The following is a 16,519-nucleotide window of genomic DNA, read 5'->3' on the forward strand; positions in this document are numbered from 1 at the left end:
CGGGGCGCAGGTCGGTGATGCTGGGTCGCATGACGAGGAACTACGTGGTCCGGGCCATCGAACCTGAGGTCGTCGCGCAGTTGCGGCGCTTCGATGACGCGAGGCGTCCGCCCCGGCTGTCCACCGACGCCGAGGGCGGTGCCCCGCTGCGCTGCTGCCTGCGCCGTAGCGAAGCGGGCGAGCCGCTGGCGCTGGTGTCGTACGCGCCGCTGCGCCGTTGGGCGGCGGCCACCGGGGCGGACCCCGGCCCGTACGACGAGGTGGGGCCGGTGTTCATCCACGCCGAGCCGTGCCCGGGTGCCCCCGCGGACGGAGCCTTCCCGACCGGGATGCACCTCGGTCCGCGGGTGCTGCGGGCCTACGACGACCAGGGCCGCATCGTGCGCGGCGAACTCGTGCCGAGCCTCGGTCCCGGCACGGCCGACGCGGCGATCGCGGAGATGTTCGGCGATCCGGCGGTGGCGCTGCTGCACGTGCGCGCCGTCGGGTTCGGCTGCTTCATGCACGAGATCCGGCGCGGATAGCCGCCGAACGCCGCCGGTGCTCGATGGGTCGCGGTCGTGTCCGAGCGCACTCTCCGCAACTCTCAGGTCACTCTCAGTTTTCGGGGGTAGACGTGACCCATGGCCGTCCGTCAAAGCCGCAGGTCAGCGTGCCTGAATCCGGGCGGCGCGGGGCACGGACGACAATCCGCGCAGGTACCCGCCACCCCGCGTCCGGAAGGGCACAGGCTCCCGAAACCCCTCCAGATCTACGTCGCATTGTGGATCGTAGGACTGGTGGGGTTCTTCGCCCTGCCCAGCCCGGCCGATGACGTCGTCTGGGCGATGATCGGCGCCGGTTCGGCCGCCGCGATCGCATATGGCGTCATCCGCAACCGCCCGGTGCCGTCCCGGCCCTGGTGGCTGCTCTGCGCCGCGGTGGCGCTGCTGTTCCTCGGCGACACCGACTACGACCTGGTGACCGATACACGCCACCTCTCGGAGCTGTTCCCCTCCCCTGCCGACGTGTTCTACCTGGCGATGTACCCGGTGCTGGCCGCCGGTCTGCTCGGCCTGGCCGGGCCGCGCCGACGACGTGGCCGGGCCGCCATCCCGCTGGACACGATGATCCTCGTCAGCGGCCTGGGCCTGCTGATGTGGATCTTCCTGATCACCCCGCATCTGGCCGACTCCAGCCTGTCGACCACGCAGCGTCTACTGTCGGTCGCCTACCCGGTCGGCGACGTGCTCATCCTGGCCACCATCGGCCGCCTCATCGTGGTGCGCCGGTTCACCCCGGCCGTGCTGCTCATGACCGTCGGCGCCGCCGGGCTGCTCGTCACCGACCTCGTGTACGCGCTGTCCCACCTGCGCGGTCACGGACCGGTCGGCGGGCCTGTCGACATCGGCTGGCTGCTGTTCTACGGCGGCTGGGCCGCCGCCGCCCTGCACCCGTCCATGGTCGAACTGAGCCGCCCGCTGCCCGTCCCGCGCCAGCTCAGCACCGCCCGCCAGGTCTCCCTGCTCGCGGCCGCCCTGCTGCCCTCAGGCCTGCTCGTGTACGAGGCCGCCCGCGGCGGCGTGCTGCACACCCCAGCCATCGCCGTCTGCGCGAGCGTCACCACCGTCCTGGTCGCCGCCCGCTTCTACACCCTGATCGGTGACCGCCGCAGCTACGCGGCCCGGGTCGACATCGTGCGCACCACCTCGGCGGGCCTGGTCGCCGCGCACGACCTGCACAGCGTGCGCGACACCCTGGCCACCGCCGTACATCGCCTGGCCGAGGGCGGCCCGCACACCTTCCGCATGATCATGGGTCCGCGCGGGCGGCCCGGCCTGGACGGCATCGCTGCCACCTGCGACCTCGTCGAGGCCGCGACCCTGCCGCCCCTGGCCGCGGCCGCGGTCGCGCCGTTCAGCCACGCGCTGGCCTGCCCGATCCGGCCCGACCGCGACGGCGACGGCGACGCCGAGGAGGGCGTCGTGCTCGTCGGCGGCGACCCCGAACTGCTGCAACTGCTCCAGGCCCCGGTCGAGACCGTGGCCGCGCAGGCCGCGCTCGCGCTCGACCGGATCGTGCTGGCCCGACAGATCACCCAACGCGACAGCGAGCAGTACTTCCGCGCGCTCGTGCAGAACGCCACCGACGTCATCCTCATCGTCGACGCCGACGACCTGCGTGTGCGCTACGCCAGTCCGTCCGCGCCCAGCATGTTCGGGCCGGGCGAACTGCTCGGCGCCGACCTGGTCGAGCAGACCGACGCCGACGGGCGCCCGGACGTACGCGAGCAGCTGAAGACCGCGCCCGGCGGCCCGACGGGCAGTGTGGCGGACTGGACCCTGCTGCGCCGCGACGGCCAGCGCGTCGAGGCCGAGGTGATCTGCCGAGACCTGCGCGGCGAACCCGCGATCGCGGGCATCGTGGTGACCCTGCGCGACGTCACGGTGCAGCGGCGGCTCCAGCGCGAAATGACCTACCACGCCTACCACGACTCGCTGACCAGGCTGATGAACCGCACCGCGTTCCGGCGCCGACTGTCGGAGGCCAGCGCACGGGCCGAGCGCGTCGGCTCGCTCGCCGGGGTGCTCTACCTCGACCTCGACGACTTCAAGCTGGTCAACGACACGCTCGGGCACGAGTCCGGGGACCGGCTGCTGCGCCTGGTCGCCGAGCGCATCCTGCACTCGCTGCGGCCGTACGACACCGCCGCGCGGCTGGGCGGCGACGAGTTCGCGGTGCTGGTCGAGGACGCGCCGTCGCCGCAGACCGTGTACACCGTCGCCGACCGGGTGGTGGCCGCGCTGGCCCGACCGTTCGACCTCGACGGGCGGTTGGTGTCCGGGCGGGCCAGTGTCGGCGTCGCGTTCACCACCGACGGGCACAACGCCGCCGACCTGCTGCGCCAAGCCGATGTCGCGTTGTACGCCGCCAAGGCGCAGGGCAAGGGCCGGTGGCTGCGCCACGATCCCAGCCTCGACACGCAGACCGTCGAACGCATGCAACTGCGCGCCGAACTGGAGCAGGCCCTGCCGAACGGCGAATTCCTGCTGGAGTACCAGCCGATCGTGCGGCTGGCCGACCGCACCACCGTGGGCTTCGAGGCGCTGCTGCGCTGGGACCACCCGGTCCGGGGCAGGCTCATGCCCGGTCAGTTCATCGAGATCGCCGAGGAGACCGGGGCGATCGTCGCCATCGGCAACTGGGCCCTGTCCGAGGCCGCCGCCGCGGCCGCCACCTGGCCCGCGAGCCCGGACGGCACCGCGCCGTACGTCAGCGTCAACGTCTCGGCCCGCCAGTTCCGCACCGCCGGGTTCGCCGAGCACGTGCTGCACACGCTGGAGGTGTCCGGCCTGCCCGCCCGGCGGCTGCTGCTGGAGATCACCGAGACGCTGCTGCTGCGCGACGACGAGCAGGTCTGGCACGACCTGGCCAGCCTGCGGCAGGCGGGGGTACGGGTGGCCATCGACGACTTCGGCACCGGCTACTCAGCCCTGAACTATCTCCGCCACACGCCCCTGGACGTGCTCAAACTCGACCGGGTCTTCACCAGCAGCATCACCACCTCCGCACACCAGGCCGACCTGGTGGCGGGCATCGTCGACCTGGCCCGCAGGATGGACCTCGACGCCGTCGCCGAGGGCGTCGAGCAGCAGGCCGAACTCGACCACCTGCTGCGCGCGGGCTGCGCCTACGGCCAGGGCTACCTGTTCGCCCGACCCATGAGCAGTGAAGACGCCCGCGCCTGGACGTCCGCATCCGACCACCGCTGAGGCGGGTGTCCGCGCCGACGGCCTCGGTCACCGCCTCGGCCACAGCGCGACCTCTCGGAGTCTGGCAAGGCCTGAACCGCGCGACGGCCGTATGGTGTCGCCATGCGCCCCAGGCTGATCCGCGAAGTGCCGAGCGACGACCTGCGGGCCGTCGTCGCAGGACCTCAGGGACGTCTGCGCCTCCGTTTGTTCGACGACGACCTGCTGCCTCGTGGCGAGTGGGATCTGCCCGCACTCGACCCGCGCCTGCGGTTCGCGCCGCTGCCCGGACAGACCGCCTGCTTGGTCGCCGCGGGCGAGGAGGTGCTGCTCGTGGCGCGCGACGGAACCGTACGCTGGCGACACCGCCAGGAGCAGGACCCGGAGCACCCGGATCAGGCCACACCGTTCGCCGACAGGGACGGCACGCTGTGGCTGTACCTGCCGGGTGAAAAGGACCGCCTCGTCGTTGTCGACCCCGCGACCGGCGACCACCTGGCCCAATACGCCGACGACGAGGACTCCTACGGCGTCGCCGCGTTCTCCCACGCCTACGCCACGTTCTTCCCGCATCCCGACGGACTCTGGACCGGCTTGGCCGTCGGCGCGGGCGACTGGGGTTCGACCAGCTTCTGGATCCGGTACGCCGACGGCCGCATCACCGTACGCGAGTGCCCCGGTGAGGTGCTGGCCGGCTTCGACAGCGCCGGCGCCCGCTACCTGGCCACACATCACGAGGACGAGGAGTTCGCGATGCGCGCGTTCCCCGACGGCGAGGTGCTGGCCTCCTGCCACGTGGAGGACATTGCCGGCTGGCAGGCCGACGGGTCGTACCGGATCGACTACGGCGGCTTCCTGGTCGACGACGACCTCGTCCTGGTCAGCGTCGAGGGTGACGTCGAGGACGATGTGCTGCTGTCCAGCCACACCCTGCACTGGGTCGACACCATCGACTATGGCCTGCCCACACCTGGCCGCGCGTGGCCGTCGAACCTGCCCGGCCACTGGCTGACCTGCTACGACGACGTGACCCGGTTGTGGGCGTTACCGTGACGTGCCGGACCCTTTGATGTGCGGGTCAAGGAAGCGGTTGGCCTCGTAGCGGCTGGTGAAGGTGATCGTGCAGGCGTGAGATCCGTGCTCCGCGATCATGGCCCGGACTCTCGGCCGCATCGTGCGCCGGTAGCCGGCGACGTAGCGGACGAAGCTCCAGGTGATGCGGTCGTAGACCCCATCCCGATGGTGCTGCCCGCCTTGGTAGCGCGTACGGCGCTGGGCGATGCCCCACAGGCAGGTGACGGCAGGAAGGTCGAGGAAGATCACGGTGTCGGCGGCGGCGAGGCGGATCGGCAGCGTCGAGGCGTAGTTGCCTTCGATGATCCACCGGTCCCGGGCGGTTGCGGGCGCGGACATCGTCTGGGACCCGTTCCTCGACAGCAACGTGCGGCCGGGCGACACGGTGAAGCTTAAGGTCTGCCTGGTCGACGGTAGCGGCGACGCCACCGGCTCGTACTGCGACTCGGCCAGTCACACCAGCGTGGACGGCTCACCACCGTACCACCACCGCGAATCGCCCCGAACCCCCGCGGTTCAGGGCGATTCCTTTTTTCCAACGGCCAACAGGATCGACCCGACCCGTTGCCCGTGCAGGTCGTCGGGTCGACGCGGAGGTCCTCAACGGCGAAGCGCCCGCGCGGTGATGCGACCTCAATGGCCGTGTCCCGCGCCCTCGGCAGTGCTGTCCGCCCTGGCGGGCAGCAGCAGAGCAGTGATGATCACTGCGACGGACAGGACCGCCCCGACGATGAACGCCAGCCGCATGCCGTCGAGGCTCGCGGCCGCGGCGGCGACGCCCTCCTCCTTCAGCAAGTCGGCTCGCGCACTCATCACCGTGACCACGAGCGCGGTGCCGAAGGCCGCTGCCACCTGCTGCAGCGTGCCCAGGATGGAGCTGCCGTGGGCGTAGAGGGGCGGCGGAACGGCGCCGAGCCCCAGGGTGAAGACCGGGGTGAAGGTCGCGGCCAGACCCACCATCAGCAGCGTGTGCAGGCCGAGGAGCTGCCAGTACGGCATGGTCATCGAGACCTGGGTGAAACCGGCGAGCGCGAGTGTGATCGCGATCGCGCCGGGAATGACGAGGACCCGGCCACCGAACCTGTCGAACAGGCGGCCTACCGTCGGTCCGAGCAGACCCATGGCGAGGCTGCCGGGCATCACGAGCAGCCCGGCCTGCAGGGCGCTGAGCCCGCGGATGTTCTGCAGGTAGAGCGGCAGCAAGATCATTGAGCCGAGCATCGCCATGAAGGCGACCGACATCAGGACGAGCGCGATCGTATAGGTGCGGTGCTTGAGCGTCCGCAGGTCCATGAGCGGCGAGCCGAGGTTCTGCAGTGACAGCTGGCGGAGGACGAAGACGGCGATGGCGACCAGGCCGGCCACGACGATTCCGGCGGCCAGACCGATGTCGGCGCCCTGGAACCGGCTCAGCCCGTAGACGAGGCCGCCGAAGCCGAGTGCGGCCAACCCCACGCTGAACCAGTCGATGGTGCCGGTCTCGGGCTCGCCGACGTTCTTGAGCTGCTTGACGCCGCCCCAGGTGATCAGTGCGGCGATGGGAAGTACGACGGCGAACAGCAGGCGCCACGACCCGAAGTCGAGGATGACTCCGGATAGCGCCGGGCCCATCGCGGGCGCGACCGAGATGGCCAGGGTGACGTTGCCCATCACCTTGCCCCGGTCGTATTCGGGCACCACATGCATCAGTGTGGTCATCAGCAGCGGCATCATCACCGCCGTGCCTGACGCCTGGATGATGCGGGCGCCGAGGAGCATTTCAAAGCTCGGCGCGACGATGGCCGATGCGGTGCCGAGCAGGAACAAGCCCATCGCCGTGGCGTAGGCGCCGCGGGTGGACACCCGTTGCAGGAACCACCCGGTGATCGGGATGACCGCCGCCATGGTCAGCATGAAGGCGGTCGAGAGCCATTGCGCGGTCTGCTCCGTGATCTTCAACGCGTCCATCAGGTTCGGGATCGCGTTGATCATGATCGTCTCATTGAGAATCACGATGAACGTGGCCAGCACGAGCAGCCGGATCACGGGCGGGGTGCGACCTGAGGTCTTGGTCGCGGACTTGGCGGGCGAGTCGAGCAGTTGGCTGGGCACGGTACCTCGATCGGAGTCGTGACGGAGCGGGTGATCAGGGTCGGTGGTCTTACCGGCGGTCGCGGTGATGCCTAGCCTGACCGACGCCACCGACAAAACGCGTCGCAGTGACTCACACTGCGACATGTTCCGTCAGACGTCATCCCGTTTTCGCCTGGCAGCCGAACCGGCTCGCCGAGGTCGCCGAAGGGCGTGCCGGCATCACGGTAAACATCACTAAAAGTAACCGTATCGAGGCTCGTCAACCTCGAGTTTGCCGCCCCTCACTCAATGCCACGTCAGCAGCCGACGCGCCCTCGGCGCCATCAGCCAGGGGCGAAGTGAATGCCAAATCTCCGGGAACGCTCCCAGAATCGAGGGTGACCTATTGACCGTCCCGAGTGGATGCCATACCGTACGGCTTGGTAAGCGCTTACCCGATTACGCACCGTACCCGACCCGCTCCCTCGTCCTCACCGCCAAATCGGATCATTGGCGGACCCTACGGAGGAACCCATGCAACCGTCCCCATCCGCCCGGACGCGGCGGCCCCGCCTGCGCCTGGCACTCGCGATCACCACGGTCGCGACCGTCGTCGGCGGCGTCGCCCTGGCCTCGACGATGCCGGCGTCGGCCGCCACCATCGACCTCAGCGCCTACTACCAGCTGGTCAACGTGTTCAGCGGCAAGGCGATCGAAGGCAGCAACGGCACGGTCGTCCAGCGCACGCCGGACAGCGCGGCGTCCAACCAGCAGTTCCAGTTCCTCGACATGGGCAGCGGCTACTACCGCCTCAAGTCGAAGGCAAGCGGCAAGGTCATCGAGATCGCCGGCGGCAGCACCGCCGACGGCGCGACCGTCCAGATGAACTCCGGCGCCGGCAGCACCGCCTACTACCAGCAGTTCTCGCTACTGGACAACGGCAACAACGTGGTCCGGTTCAAGAACCGCAACAGCGGTAAGGCGCTCGATGTGTGGGAGTGGTCGTCGGCCGACGGCGCCCGCATCTCGCAGTTCCAGGACCTCAACGGCACCAACCAGCAGTTCCGCCTCGTCAAGGCGGGCAGCGGCGGCAACCCGACGCCTACCCCGACCGGCGGCACCGGCGGCCCGAGCACCACCTGGCCGACGTCGGCCGGCTCGGTGAGCATCTCCGGCACGGTCAGCGTCTCCGGCACCTTCGACGGCGGCATGAAGACCTACTGCTGCATGGGCGACGGCGGCCAGGGCGAGAGCCAGGACCCGATGTTCAAGCTGGCCAACGGCGCCACGCTGCAGAACGTCATTCTCGGCTCGCCCGCCGGCGACGGCGTGCACTGCGAGGGCACCTGCACGCTCAGGAACGTGTGGTGGAACGACATCGGCGAGGACGCCGCCACCTTCAAGGGCACCGGCAACGGCACGTCGTACGTCATCGGCGGCGGCGCCCGGTCGGGCAGCGACAAGGTGTTCCAACACAACGGCAACGGCACCGTGAGCATCAGCGGCTTCTACCTGAAGGGCGCCGGCAAGCTCTACCGCGCCTGCGGCAACTGCTCCAGTTCGTACCAGCGTCACGTCAAGATTGACAACGTCATCCTGGACGACATCGACATGGTCGCCGGGATCAATGTCAACTGGGGCGACACCGCGACCATCACGCGGGTCAGGCTGCTCAACAGCTCCAGCGCCGTCGTGTGCGGCAAGTACAACGGCGTGCCGAAGGGCAGCGAGCCGACCTACCTCGGCGAAGGCTGGAACGACAGCAACTGCGAGGTCAGGGAGAGCGACATCACCTACGGATAGGCGGCACGCCTGACCCAGCACGCGCCAAAGGGGCGCCCACCGACCAGCGGGCGCCCCTTTCAGTGCATTGCGCGTGCGGCGTCTTGTCGATCACCGGTACGGCGGCGTGACCATGCCATCTGTTTGGCGAGGTGATCTGCCGCTGGTTAGCGCCGTAGTCGAAGATGATGCGCATACGCGCGCCCCTCCGCCTGGGCACACCTTCACGCGGCGTGGCTGCGGTCGGTGACCGCCTCGGCGACTCGGGTCAGCCAGTGCAGGTCGTTGGCTCGGGATTCGGGACTGGCGGCAGGGTTGAGGATGCTGCGCAGGAATTCGGCGACTTCGTCGAGGTGCCGCTCGCTGCGGTAGTAGCTGAGCATGGCCTGGTCCGGTTCCAGAGGCCCGTAGCCCTGACGAAAGAGCGCGGCCCGGTGCGCGTTGATCGGGTGCTCGCCGAAGTCCTGGCTGTAGACGAACATCAGGTCCCGCTCGCGCGGGGCCAGGATCGGCGCGTCCCAGTCCACGACATGGAGCGGGCCGTCGCCGTCGGCGAGCATGTTGGCGGGGTGGATGTCGGCGTGGCAGATGACGTGCTGACCTGCCGTCACGCGGGAGGCGAGGTCGTCGACCGTGTCCGACAACCGGCGCAGATCGGCACCGTACCGCTGCCAGAATGCGCCGAGGATCTCGCTCGCCGCCGCTTGTGCACTGAGCATCCGCAACCGCTCGCCCGCGCTCGACTGGAAGGTCTCGGTGGGCAGGACGGCGGCGACCTCGGCACTCGGCGAGACCGCGTGCAGCCGACCCAGGAACTCGCCATATTCGATCCACTGGCGGTCGGTGAGGCCGCGGCTCCACAGACTGCCACCATCATGGAACGGGTAGAGCAGCAGCCGGTAGTCGCCGAACGCGTGACCCGTCCCGCCGGCCGGCGGGTCGATCGGCGCCACCACCTGCGTGACCCCCTGCGCCCTGAGAAAGCCTGGCAACAGCACGGCTGCCGGCGCGAAGTCCCCGCGACGCAGCTTGAGGAAGTAGCGCTCACCGTCGGATGCGTCGATCCGGTACGCCCAGGCCTGGCCGTCCAGCCCGACCGGCAGGAACACGAGATCGGCGACGTCCACGGCCCAGGTGGCGGCCACCTCGGCCGCCAGCGAAAACTCATCTATGCCAGGCTTGTCGATCATGGCCGCGAGCGTCGCAGGCTCGCCGTACGGCTGGCAACAGATTTTCGCCCGACGAGCCTCTACCGGCCTACGGCTGTCTAGCGGCTGCCGACGGACTCCGGCAGCGACACGTCGGCCTGGCGGAGCGACGACGTATCGGTCCCTTCTTCGGCATCGCTGCCGGAGGCGCGAGCGTCGGCCAGCACGTCCGCGGGGACGTGCCGCTCGAGGAACCGTCGAGCCAGCCGGGTCGACGGGTGGATGCCGATAGTGGCCACCAGGATGATGCCGGCGATCACCAGCCAGCCGGCAGCGCCCCAGTTCAACGCGAGAAAGGTGTACACCGCCGGCGCCCAGACCTTACCGAGGGTGCCACTCAGTTCGGCCGCGCCCTGGTAGGCGCCGCGCTGGCGCGGGTCCATCAGCTCGGCTTCGAAGGACCAGCTCGCCGCCGAGAGGTAGAGCTCGGCCCCCGTCACCGTGACGTGGCCCAGCCAGACCAGGAAGATCGTCACCCAGCCGACAGTGTCGTGCGTCGCGAGCGTGATCAGGCAGGACAGTACGAAGAAGGTGGAGGACAACCGAATCGCCTTGAGCGCGGTCGGCAAGTCCCTGACGCCGCGGGAGGTGACCATCGGCAGGAAAATGCACATCACCGTGTTGGTGGCGAACAGGAAGGCCAGCACCACGCGCGGGGCGTCGGTCCGCTCGACCAGCCAGAGCGGAATGACGACGTTGAGCAGCACCTGGTTGGTCCAGAACACCCCGCCGAAGAATGTGGTGAGCAGCCAACCAGGGTTGTGCAGCGGGCCCGGTCCGGGGATGCGCACCTTGCGCTCTGCCGGGCTGCGTTCGTCGTGCGAAGCCCGTGGCAGCCGGGTGACCGCGGCCGCATTGACCAGGAAGGCCGCGGCGGTGAACCAGGGCAGTGCGTGCAGCACGTCGTTGGAGTGGAACGCGAGCGCGATACCACCCATCACTGAGCCAAGCGTGAAGCCGAGGTTCAGCGCGGAGTACATGTAAGCACGTGACTTCACCCGCTCGTCTGGTGGCAGCACATCGATCGTGTATGCCCCGTACGCGGCGCCGCCGAGGGCACCGATCACCTCCATGCAGACGGCCATGGCGACGTAGCCCTTGAAATCGGTGATGACCGGCCAGACCGCGAACATCGCCGCCTGCCCGGCGGCGCTGACCGCCCACATCTTCTTCGGCCCGAAGCGGTCGACCAGCTTGCCCATCGGCACGGCGGCAAGGAAGGCGGCGATGCCGGCGAGCGTCAGGCCGAGGCCGACCTGGGCAGCGGTCAGCCCGACGATCTTGGTGAAGAACACCGCCGATCCGGTCATGAACGTGCCCTGGCCGAGCGCGAAGAGCAGCGACTGCACGGACAGGCGGCCGGCCAGCGGCGACGGCGGGCGGGCACGGCCAAGGAGGGCTGAGAGCGTCACCTGAGGGATTCTGGAGGGGCGGTATGACGGTTGTCGCGCCATTTACCCTCCGAGAGGACCGGCCCTGAGTGTTACTGCTGGTGCACGGTGCGGCCCTGGTCATCGCCGCCGGCGCGGTCGAGGAAGGCCGCGGCCTGGCTCGGCGACGCCTGCTGCGCTCCCGCCTCGGCGCTTCGGCCGGGACGGGCTGAGGCCACCTGCGCTGACGGCTGCTGTGACACGAACCCACGAGGTAGCGTCGCGAGCAAGGTGGCCGGTTTGGAGGAGTTGTGACCGCAGGACAGGTTGTTCAGGTCGTCACGACCGTCGACTCGCGCGCGGCCGCGGACGTGCTGGCCACCGTCACCGTCGAGGCTCGGGCCGCCGCGTGTGCCCAGGTCGACGGGCCGATCAGGAGCACCTACCGGTGGCAGGGCGCCGTGGAGTCGGCGGAGGAATGGCGGATCACCTTCAAGACCACCGCCGCCGCGTACCCCCGGCTGGAGGCCATCATCAGGGACAACCACTCCTATGACGTGCCCGAGATCCTGTGCACCGACGTGACGACCGGCCACCCCGCATACCTCGCGTGGGTGGCCGGTGAGGTCAGTGCGGGCTGACGCCCGTCAGGCGCGCTGGTACTCCTCCCAGGTCAGCTTCGGCTCGACCACCGGACCGTCGTCAGGAGCCTTGTTGGCCAGCCCGTTGAGGCCCAGGTAGTAGTCACCGGCCTGGTTGCGGGCCGGGGTCGACAGGTCGGTGTCGGCCAGCGCGATCGCGTGGATGTGGTACGGCCAGTCGCCCTGGGCGGGCGTACGCACCCAGGCCGCGAACCCGACCTGCCGTAGCCGCCGGGCCACGGTGGTCCGCTGCGTCGCCGACATGCCGCTGACCGAGATGTCCAGTGCCCCGCCGCCGTCGTGGGTGCCCGCCGACGTCGGATCGTTACCCGGACTGTACGAACCCTGGTCGAACGCCAACTGGAACCCGAGCAGCCGCTCGGCCTCCAGCACCATCGCCTTGGTGCGGGCGTTCACGGGCACACCCCGAAACGTCGAACGCGCCCCGGGCGAGATGGACTTGATGACGGTGTACCGCTGGTCGCCGAGCAGCCGCAGTGAGGTGGGTCCGGGCAGACCGGTCGCGTCGAGTCCGGTGTAGCCCAGCGACCGCTGGTAGGCGGCGTACGCGTCGATCGTCTTGGTGCCGAAATGCCCGTCGACGTAGGTCGCCGCGAGCAGGCCCAGGTCCCGCAGCGCCCGCTCCACCAGCAGCACGCTGTCCTTGCTGCCCGGCGTGATGGCCGTGTCGGCCCGTCGCGGGTCGATCTGCGCGGCCTTGACGACCGCCTCCATGTCGACCGTGGGCAGCGCGGCCAGGACCGGTGCCGCCCACGTTCCGGCAGCCAGGGCGCACACCAGCCCCACCGTCGCCAGGCGTCTCCTCGTGGTCATCCGGCCTCCCCACAGCGAGGCAAGCCCGAGCTTCGGACTCACCTGTGTCGATGTCGGGATGAAGGTAGACCGGGGTGCTACACGGGCGGTACAAGGTCACTACAGCTCGCCATACGCGTGGCTGCGCGGCCGCGCGGTCACAGCCAGTCGTTGCGCTTGAAGACCGTGTAGAGCAGGGCCGACAACGCCGCGATGAGGGCGGTGGAGACCAGCACCCCCCAGTGGGTGCCGTAGCCCGGGTAGGGCAGGTTCTGGCCGTAGAAACCGGTGATCGCGGTCGGGACGGCGATGATCGCGGCCCAGCTGGTCACCTTCTTCATGATCATGTTCATGCGGTTGGCCTGGATGGTCAGATTGGTCTCCGCCGTCGTGGCGGCCAGGTCCCGCAGGGACTCCGTCCATTCCGTCACTCGCAGGACGTGGTCGTAGACATCCTGGTAGTACGGTGCCATCGCCGCGTCGACGACGTGCAGGTCCCGACGCATCAGCGTGTTGAGCACCTCCCGCATCGGCAGCACCACCCGCCGCAGGACGACCAGGTTCCGGCGTAGCTGGAACGAGCGTCGCTGCACCGTCCGGATCTGCGCGCGGCGCTCGTCGAACAGCAGCTCCTCCAGGCTCTCGATGCCGTCGTCGAGCTGCTGCACGGCCAGGAAGTGGCCGTCGACGAGGTGGTCGAGCAGCCCGTGCAGCAGGAACGAGACGCCGTGCCGGCCCAGGTCGGCCGCGGTGTCCCAGCGGGCCAGGACCGGTGCCATGTCGAACCCGTCGTCCTTGCGGACGGTGATCAGTGCCCGCTCGGTGACGAACACCGCGATCTCGCTTACCGCCAGCGTCGTCGCCTCACGGTCGAGCGCGACCGCGTAGGCGCTGAGGAACAGGTGCGAGGCGTAGCGGTCGAGCTTCGGCCGCTCCGACTCCTGCAACGCGTCCTCGACCGCCAGCTCGTGCAGCCCGCATGCCCGCTCCAGCAGGTGGAAGTCGGCCGGAGTCGGCCGACACAGGTCCAGCCAAACCACCGCGGCCGGATCCATCAGATACGCGGAGATGTCGGTGATGGGGAAGTCGCGCAGCACACATGTGCCGTCGCGGTAGAGCCGGGTCTGGGTGTGCGCGCTCATCCCCACGGACGGGCTGCCGCCCGCACCCGCGGAGCCGTCCGGTGTCATCGGCTACAGGTACTGTCCGCTGGCGGCGCTGTCGGTCCTGCCCACACGAGCGGAAACGATGTTGGCAGAATTGATCACCACACCGGCGACCTGCGACTCGCGATCGAACCTGGCCTGGGTCAACACCAGACTCCGGCGTTCGTCGATCGACGCGGCGATCGCGTTCACCGCCTCCTGCTCGCTGACGAAGTCGTGACTGAGCACCGTTATGTCCTCACCTCCGACTGGATGGAACCTGAGGATCAGTTCGACCGATTCCGGCATGACCCCACGTCCTTCCATCCGCGCCGCCCCGCCGGCTCCGGACCGGTGCCGTCCGTCGCGTACGCCTCGCCGGACCGAGGGAGCAATCGCTCATGTCATTACTTATCCATCCTCTCACCTATCCGGATTACTTATCTCCGCTGCCCGTATTGATCGGACCGCCGCGGCACTCGGCTACCGCGGGCGGTCCTCGGTCGGTCGGCGGTCAGGCCGTCACGTGCCCGGCGGTCCAGCAGGCGTTCTGGTTGTGGCAGTTCACCAGCGCGTCCAGCGCCGTGTGCAGGGCCGCGAGGCGGGCCGCGGTGAGCGTGCCCGCGATGTTGTTCAGCTGGTACGGGTCAGCCACCCGGTCGTAGTACTCCCGCTCGCCGTTGGAGTACTCGACGTAGGTGTAGGTCGCCGTCCGCAGCGCGGAGTAGGTGGTCGGGTTGCCCGCCCGTGCCAACTGCGCGTCGGGGTCGTCGGCAGCCGTGTTCGGGCCGTGGTGTTCGATCAGCGACGCGGTGCGCCAGCCCGTGGCCGGTTCGCCGTTGAGCAGTGGCAGCAGGCTGCGGCCGTTGATGTTCGGGTCGACAGCGGCCAAGCCGATGCGCTGGAACGTCGGCGCCAGGTCGATGTTCTGCACGATCTCGGGCCGGGTGCTGCCTGGAGCGACACCGGGGCCGATGACGACCAGCGGCACCCGGATGTCGGTGTCGAACGCCGTCATCTTGCCCTGGGTGAGCCGGTACTCGCCCATGTGGAAACCGTTGTCGGAGGTGAACACCAGGTAGGTGTTGTCGGCGACACCGCTGGCGGTCAACTGCGTGCGCAGGTCGCGGATGAGCCGGTCGACGGCCTGCACGGCCTGGGCTCGCTTGCGGAAGTTGGTGTCGATGTTCGTCTTCTCGGCGGTGGTCAGCGGCCCGTTGCCGGCCAGCCACGACGGCGCGTTGGCGGGCAGCTTGTTGAAGGCGGGGGTGCGCGGCGCGGTCAGCCCCGGGAAGTCGTTCAGGTCCTCGTCCGCCGGGGTGAACGGTCCGTGCGGGGCGAACGTCGCGATCTCCAGCAGGAACGGCTTGCCCGCCGCGACCGAGTCGCGGATGAACGCGCGGCCTTTGCCGGACACCACGTCGGTGAGGTAATCGGCGGGCGAGCTGCCGTAGTGGACGACGGTGTGGTTCTCGTTGAGGTCGTAGTCGTACTCCGGGTAGCCGTTGCCGGCCACGCGCCAGTCCGACCAGCCCGGTGGCACGTACGGCAAACTGCCGCCCTGGGTGTCGCCGGGCAGGTAGCCGTTGAGGTACTTGCCCATCATCGCGGTCGCGTAGCCCTGGCCCTGCAGCGCGGTGGCGAAGGTGCGGTTCTCGTTGCCCCGGCCCTTGAACACCGCGAACCCGCCGTCGGTGCCGCCGTTGGTGAACACGCCCGTGTCGTGTGGGAACTCGCCGGTGAAGATGGACGAGCGGGACGGGCAGCACAGCGAGTCGGTGACGGTGTAGTTGGTGAACGTCACGCCGTCCTGCTGCAGCCGCTGGACCTGCGGCATGTACTGGACCAGGTTCCAGGCCAGGTCGTCGGTGAGCACGAGCACGATGTTGGGCGGGGCCGCGGCGGCCTGAGCGGCCTCACCGGGCTGGTCGGTGCCGGAGGCGGGGGTGGGGATCCAGGCGGCCAGTGCGGTCAGGCTCGTCACGGCCAGCCCGGCGATCAGCCGACGTCGAAATCGATGCATGTCGAAGATGCTGATCGTCGGTTGTTAGCCGATCACGAAGATATTTCGGGCGAAATGTTAATTACATTCCCCTGACATACGGCTCACGCCATTGCTCGCGCCTCAGTCAACCCATATAATCTATAGAAATAGTAGGAATACCTCCTACCGTCCGAACAGGAATGTGCGGGGCAGTGCATATCACGGCCAGACACGACTACGCGGTGCAGGCGATGCTGGCCATCGCCGATGCCGGCGGCGTGCACGTGACCACCGGCGAACTCGCGGCCCGGCAGAACATCCCGGCCACCTACCTGGCCCCGCTGCTGTATGACCTGCGCCGGGCCGAACTCCTCATCAGTCGGGCGGGCAACGACGGCGGTTACACCTTGGCCCGGTCGGCGGAGCGGATCTCCGTCGGCGACGTCATGCGCGCGGTCAGCGGCGAGCTGAGCAGCATCCGCGGCCGCCCGGCGAACTCGATCACCTATGTGGGGGCGGCTCAGGCGCTGCCGCGGTTCTGGCGGTCGCTGCACTCGGCGACCGGCCGCATGCTGGACGGCACGACCCTGCGCGACCTGCTCGAACGGCTCACCGAAACGGGCGGCTGACGCTGGTCGGCGGGCCGCGATGAAAGCGGCCCGCGGGTTCGTCGGTGGGCGACTCCAACGTCCACCGCCGGCCCGCGGGCCTGTGCCTTA

The 16,519-nt window shown here is 69.3% G+C and carries 15 protein-coding genes; 7 read left to right on the top strand and 8 right to left on the bottom strand.

Annotation, left to right across the window (positions count from 1 at the left end):
* Positions 1–29: 29 nt before the first annotated feature.
* The 3 genes from KUA19_RS26330 to KUA19_RS26340 all read left to right on the top strand — a co-directional run bounded on the left by KUA19_RS26330 (position 30) and on the right by KUA19_RS26340 (position 4,784).
* On the top strand, positions 30–524 hold the full coding sequence (locus KUA19_RS26330; protein ID WP_217400086.1) for a DUF1203 domain-containing protein: 495 nt from the start codon (positions 30–32) through the stop codon (positions 522–524).
* 255 nt (positions 525–779) lie between these two features.
* On the top strand, positions 780–3,752 hold the full coding sequence (locus KUA19_RS26335; protein WP_217400089.1) for a putative bifunctional diguanylate cyclase/phosphodiesterase: 2,973 nt from the start codon (positions 780–782) through the stop codon (positions 3,750–3,752).
* A gap of 102 nt (positions 3,753–3,854) precedes the next feature.
* Positions 3,855–4,784 carry a hypothetical protein gene (locus KUA19_RS26340; protein WP_217400091.1) on the top strand — a complete coding sequence of 310 codons (930 nt, stop codon included), beginning with the start codon at positions 3,855–3,857 and terminating at the stop codon, positions 4,782–4,784.
* Here KUA19_RS26340 and KUA19_RS26345 read toward each other — a convergent pair.
* Both KUA19_RS26345 and KUA19_RS26350 read right to left on the bottom strand, forming a co-directional pair.
* Positions 4,776–5,234: a P-loop NTPase family protein gene (locus KUA19_RS26345; protein WP_254550131.1), complete on the bottom strand. Its 459-nt coding sequence runs from the start codon at positions 5,232–5,234 to the stop codon at positions 4,776–4,778. The two genes, KUA19_RS26340 and KUA19_RS26345, sit on opposite strands and share 9 nt — an antisense overlap.
* Positions 5,235–5,438: 204 nt before the next feature.
* Positions 5,439–6,896: an MDR family MFS transporter gene (locus tag KUA19_RS26350; RefSeq protein WP_308167654.1), complete on the bottom strand. Its 1,458-nt coding sequence runs from the start codon at positions 6,894–6,896 to the stop codon at positions 5,439–5,441.
* 495 nt (positions 6,897–7,391) lie between these two features.
* Between KUA19_RS26350 and KUA19_RS26355 the strand changes: the two genes are divergently transcribed.
* Positions 7,392–8,660, top strand: a complete 1,269-nt coding sequence (locus KUA19_RS26355; protein WP_254550133.1) for a pectate lyase — start codon at positions 7,392–7,394, stop codon at positions 8,658–8,660.
* Between the two features lie 203 nt (positions 8,661–8,863).
* Here the strand turns inward: KUA19_RS26355 and KUA19_RS26360 are convergent, their stop codons facing one another.
* Both KUA19_RS26360 and KUA19_RS26365 read right to left on the bottom strand, forming a co-directional pair.
* The gene (locus KUA19_RS26360; protein WP_217400094.1) at positions 8,864–9,829 is read right to left on the bottom strand and encodes a phosphotransferase enzyme family protein; all 966 of its coding nucleotides are present in this window, start codon (positions 9,827–9,829) and stop codon (positions 8,864–8,866) included.
* 77 nt (positions 9,830–9,906) lie between these two features.
* The gene (locus KUA19_RS26365) at positions 9,907–11,259 is read right to left on the bottom strand and encodes an MFS transporter (protein ID WP_217400097.1); all 1,353 of its coding nucleotides are present in this window, start codon (positions 11,257–11,259) and stop codon (positions 9,907–9,909) included.
* Between the two features lie 68 nt (positions 11,260–11,327).
* Here KUA19_RS26365 and KUA19_RS45035 point away from each other — a divergent pair, with 68 nt between their 5' ends.
* On the top strand, positions 11,328–11,450 hold the full coding sequence (locus tag KUA19_RS45035; protein ID WP_372451849.1) for a hypothetical protein: 123 nt from the start codon (positions 11,328–11,330) through the stop codon (positions 11,448–11,450).
* 78 nt (positions 11,451–11,528) lie between these two features.
* The gene (gene cutA / locus KUA19_RS26375; RefSeq protein ID WP_217400099.1) at positions 11,529–11,858 is read left to right on the top strand and encodes a divalent-cation tolerance protein CutA; all 330 of its coding nucleotides are present in this window, start codon (positions 11,529–11,531) and stop codon (positions 11,856–11,858) included.
* A gap of 6 nt (positions 11,859–11,864) precedes the next feature.
* Here cutA and KUA19_RS26380 read toward each other — a convergent pair whose 3' ends face one another.
* The 4 genes from KUA19_RS26380 to KUA19_RS26395 all read right to left on the bottom strand — a co-directional run bounded on the left by KUA19_RS26380 (position 11,865) and on the right by KUA19_RS26395 (position 15,839).
* Positions 11,865–12,692 (bottom strand): peptidoglycan-binding domain-containing protein, encoded by an 828-nt coding sequence (locus KUA19_RS26380; RefSeq protein ID WP_217400102.1) that lies wholly within the window; start codon positions 12,690–12,692, stop codon positions 11,865–11,867.
* 137 nt (positions 12,693–12,829) lie between these two features.
* Complete coding sequence (locus tag KUA19_RS26385) at positions 12,830–13,861, bottom strand: magnesium transporter CorA family protein (protein WP_217400104.1); 1,032 nt, start codon at positions 13,859–13,861, stop codon at positions 12,830–12,832.
* A 3-nt stretch (positions 13,862–13,864) separates the two neighbouring features.
* Positions 13,865–14,125: a hypothetical protein gene (locus KUA19_RS26390; RefSeq protein WP_217400107.1), complete on the bottom strand. Its 261-nt coding sequence runs from the start codon at positions 14,123–14,125 to the stop codon at positions 13,865–13,867.
* A gap of 205 nt (positions 14,126–14,330) precedes the next feature.
* Positions 14,331–15,839, bottom strand: coding sequence for a sulfatase family protein (locus tag KUA19_RS26395; protein WP_217400110.1), 1,509 nt, complete (start codon positions 15,837–15,839; stop codon positions 14,331–14,333).
* Between the two features lie 173 nt (positions 15,840–16,012).
* On the opposite strand from KUA19_RS26395, the gene KUA19_RS26400 reads away from it, so the two are divergent.
* Positions 16,013–16,429 (top strand): RrF2 family transcriptional regulator, encoded by a 417-nt coding sequence (locus KUA19_RS26400; RefSeq protein WP_217400113.1) that lies wholly within the window; start codon positions 16,013–16,015, stop codon positions 16,427–16,429.
* The last annotated feature ends 90 nt before the right edge of the window (positions 16,430–16,519 follow it).

It is taken from the genome of Catellatospora tritici, assembly GCF_019083965.1.
In the GTDB taxonomy this organism is placed as follows: Bacteria; Actinomycetota; Actinomycetes; order Mycobacteriales; family Micromonosporaceae; genus Catellatospora; species Catellatospora tritici.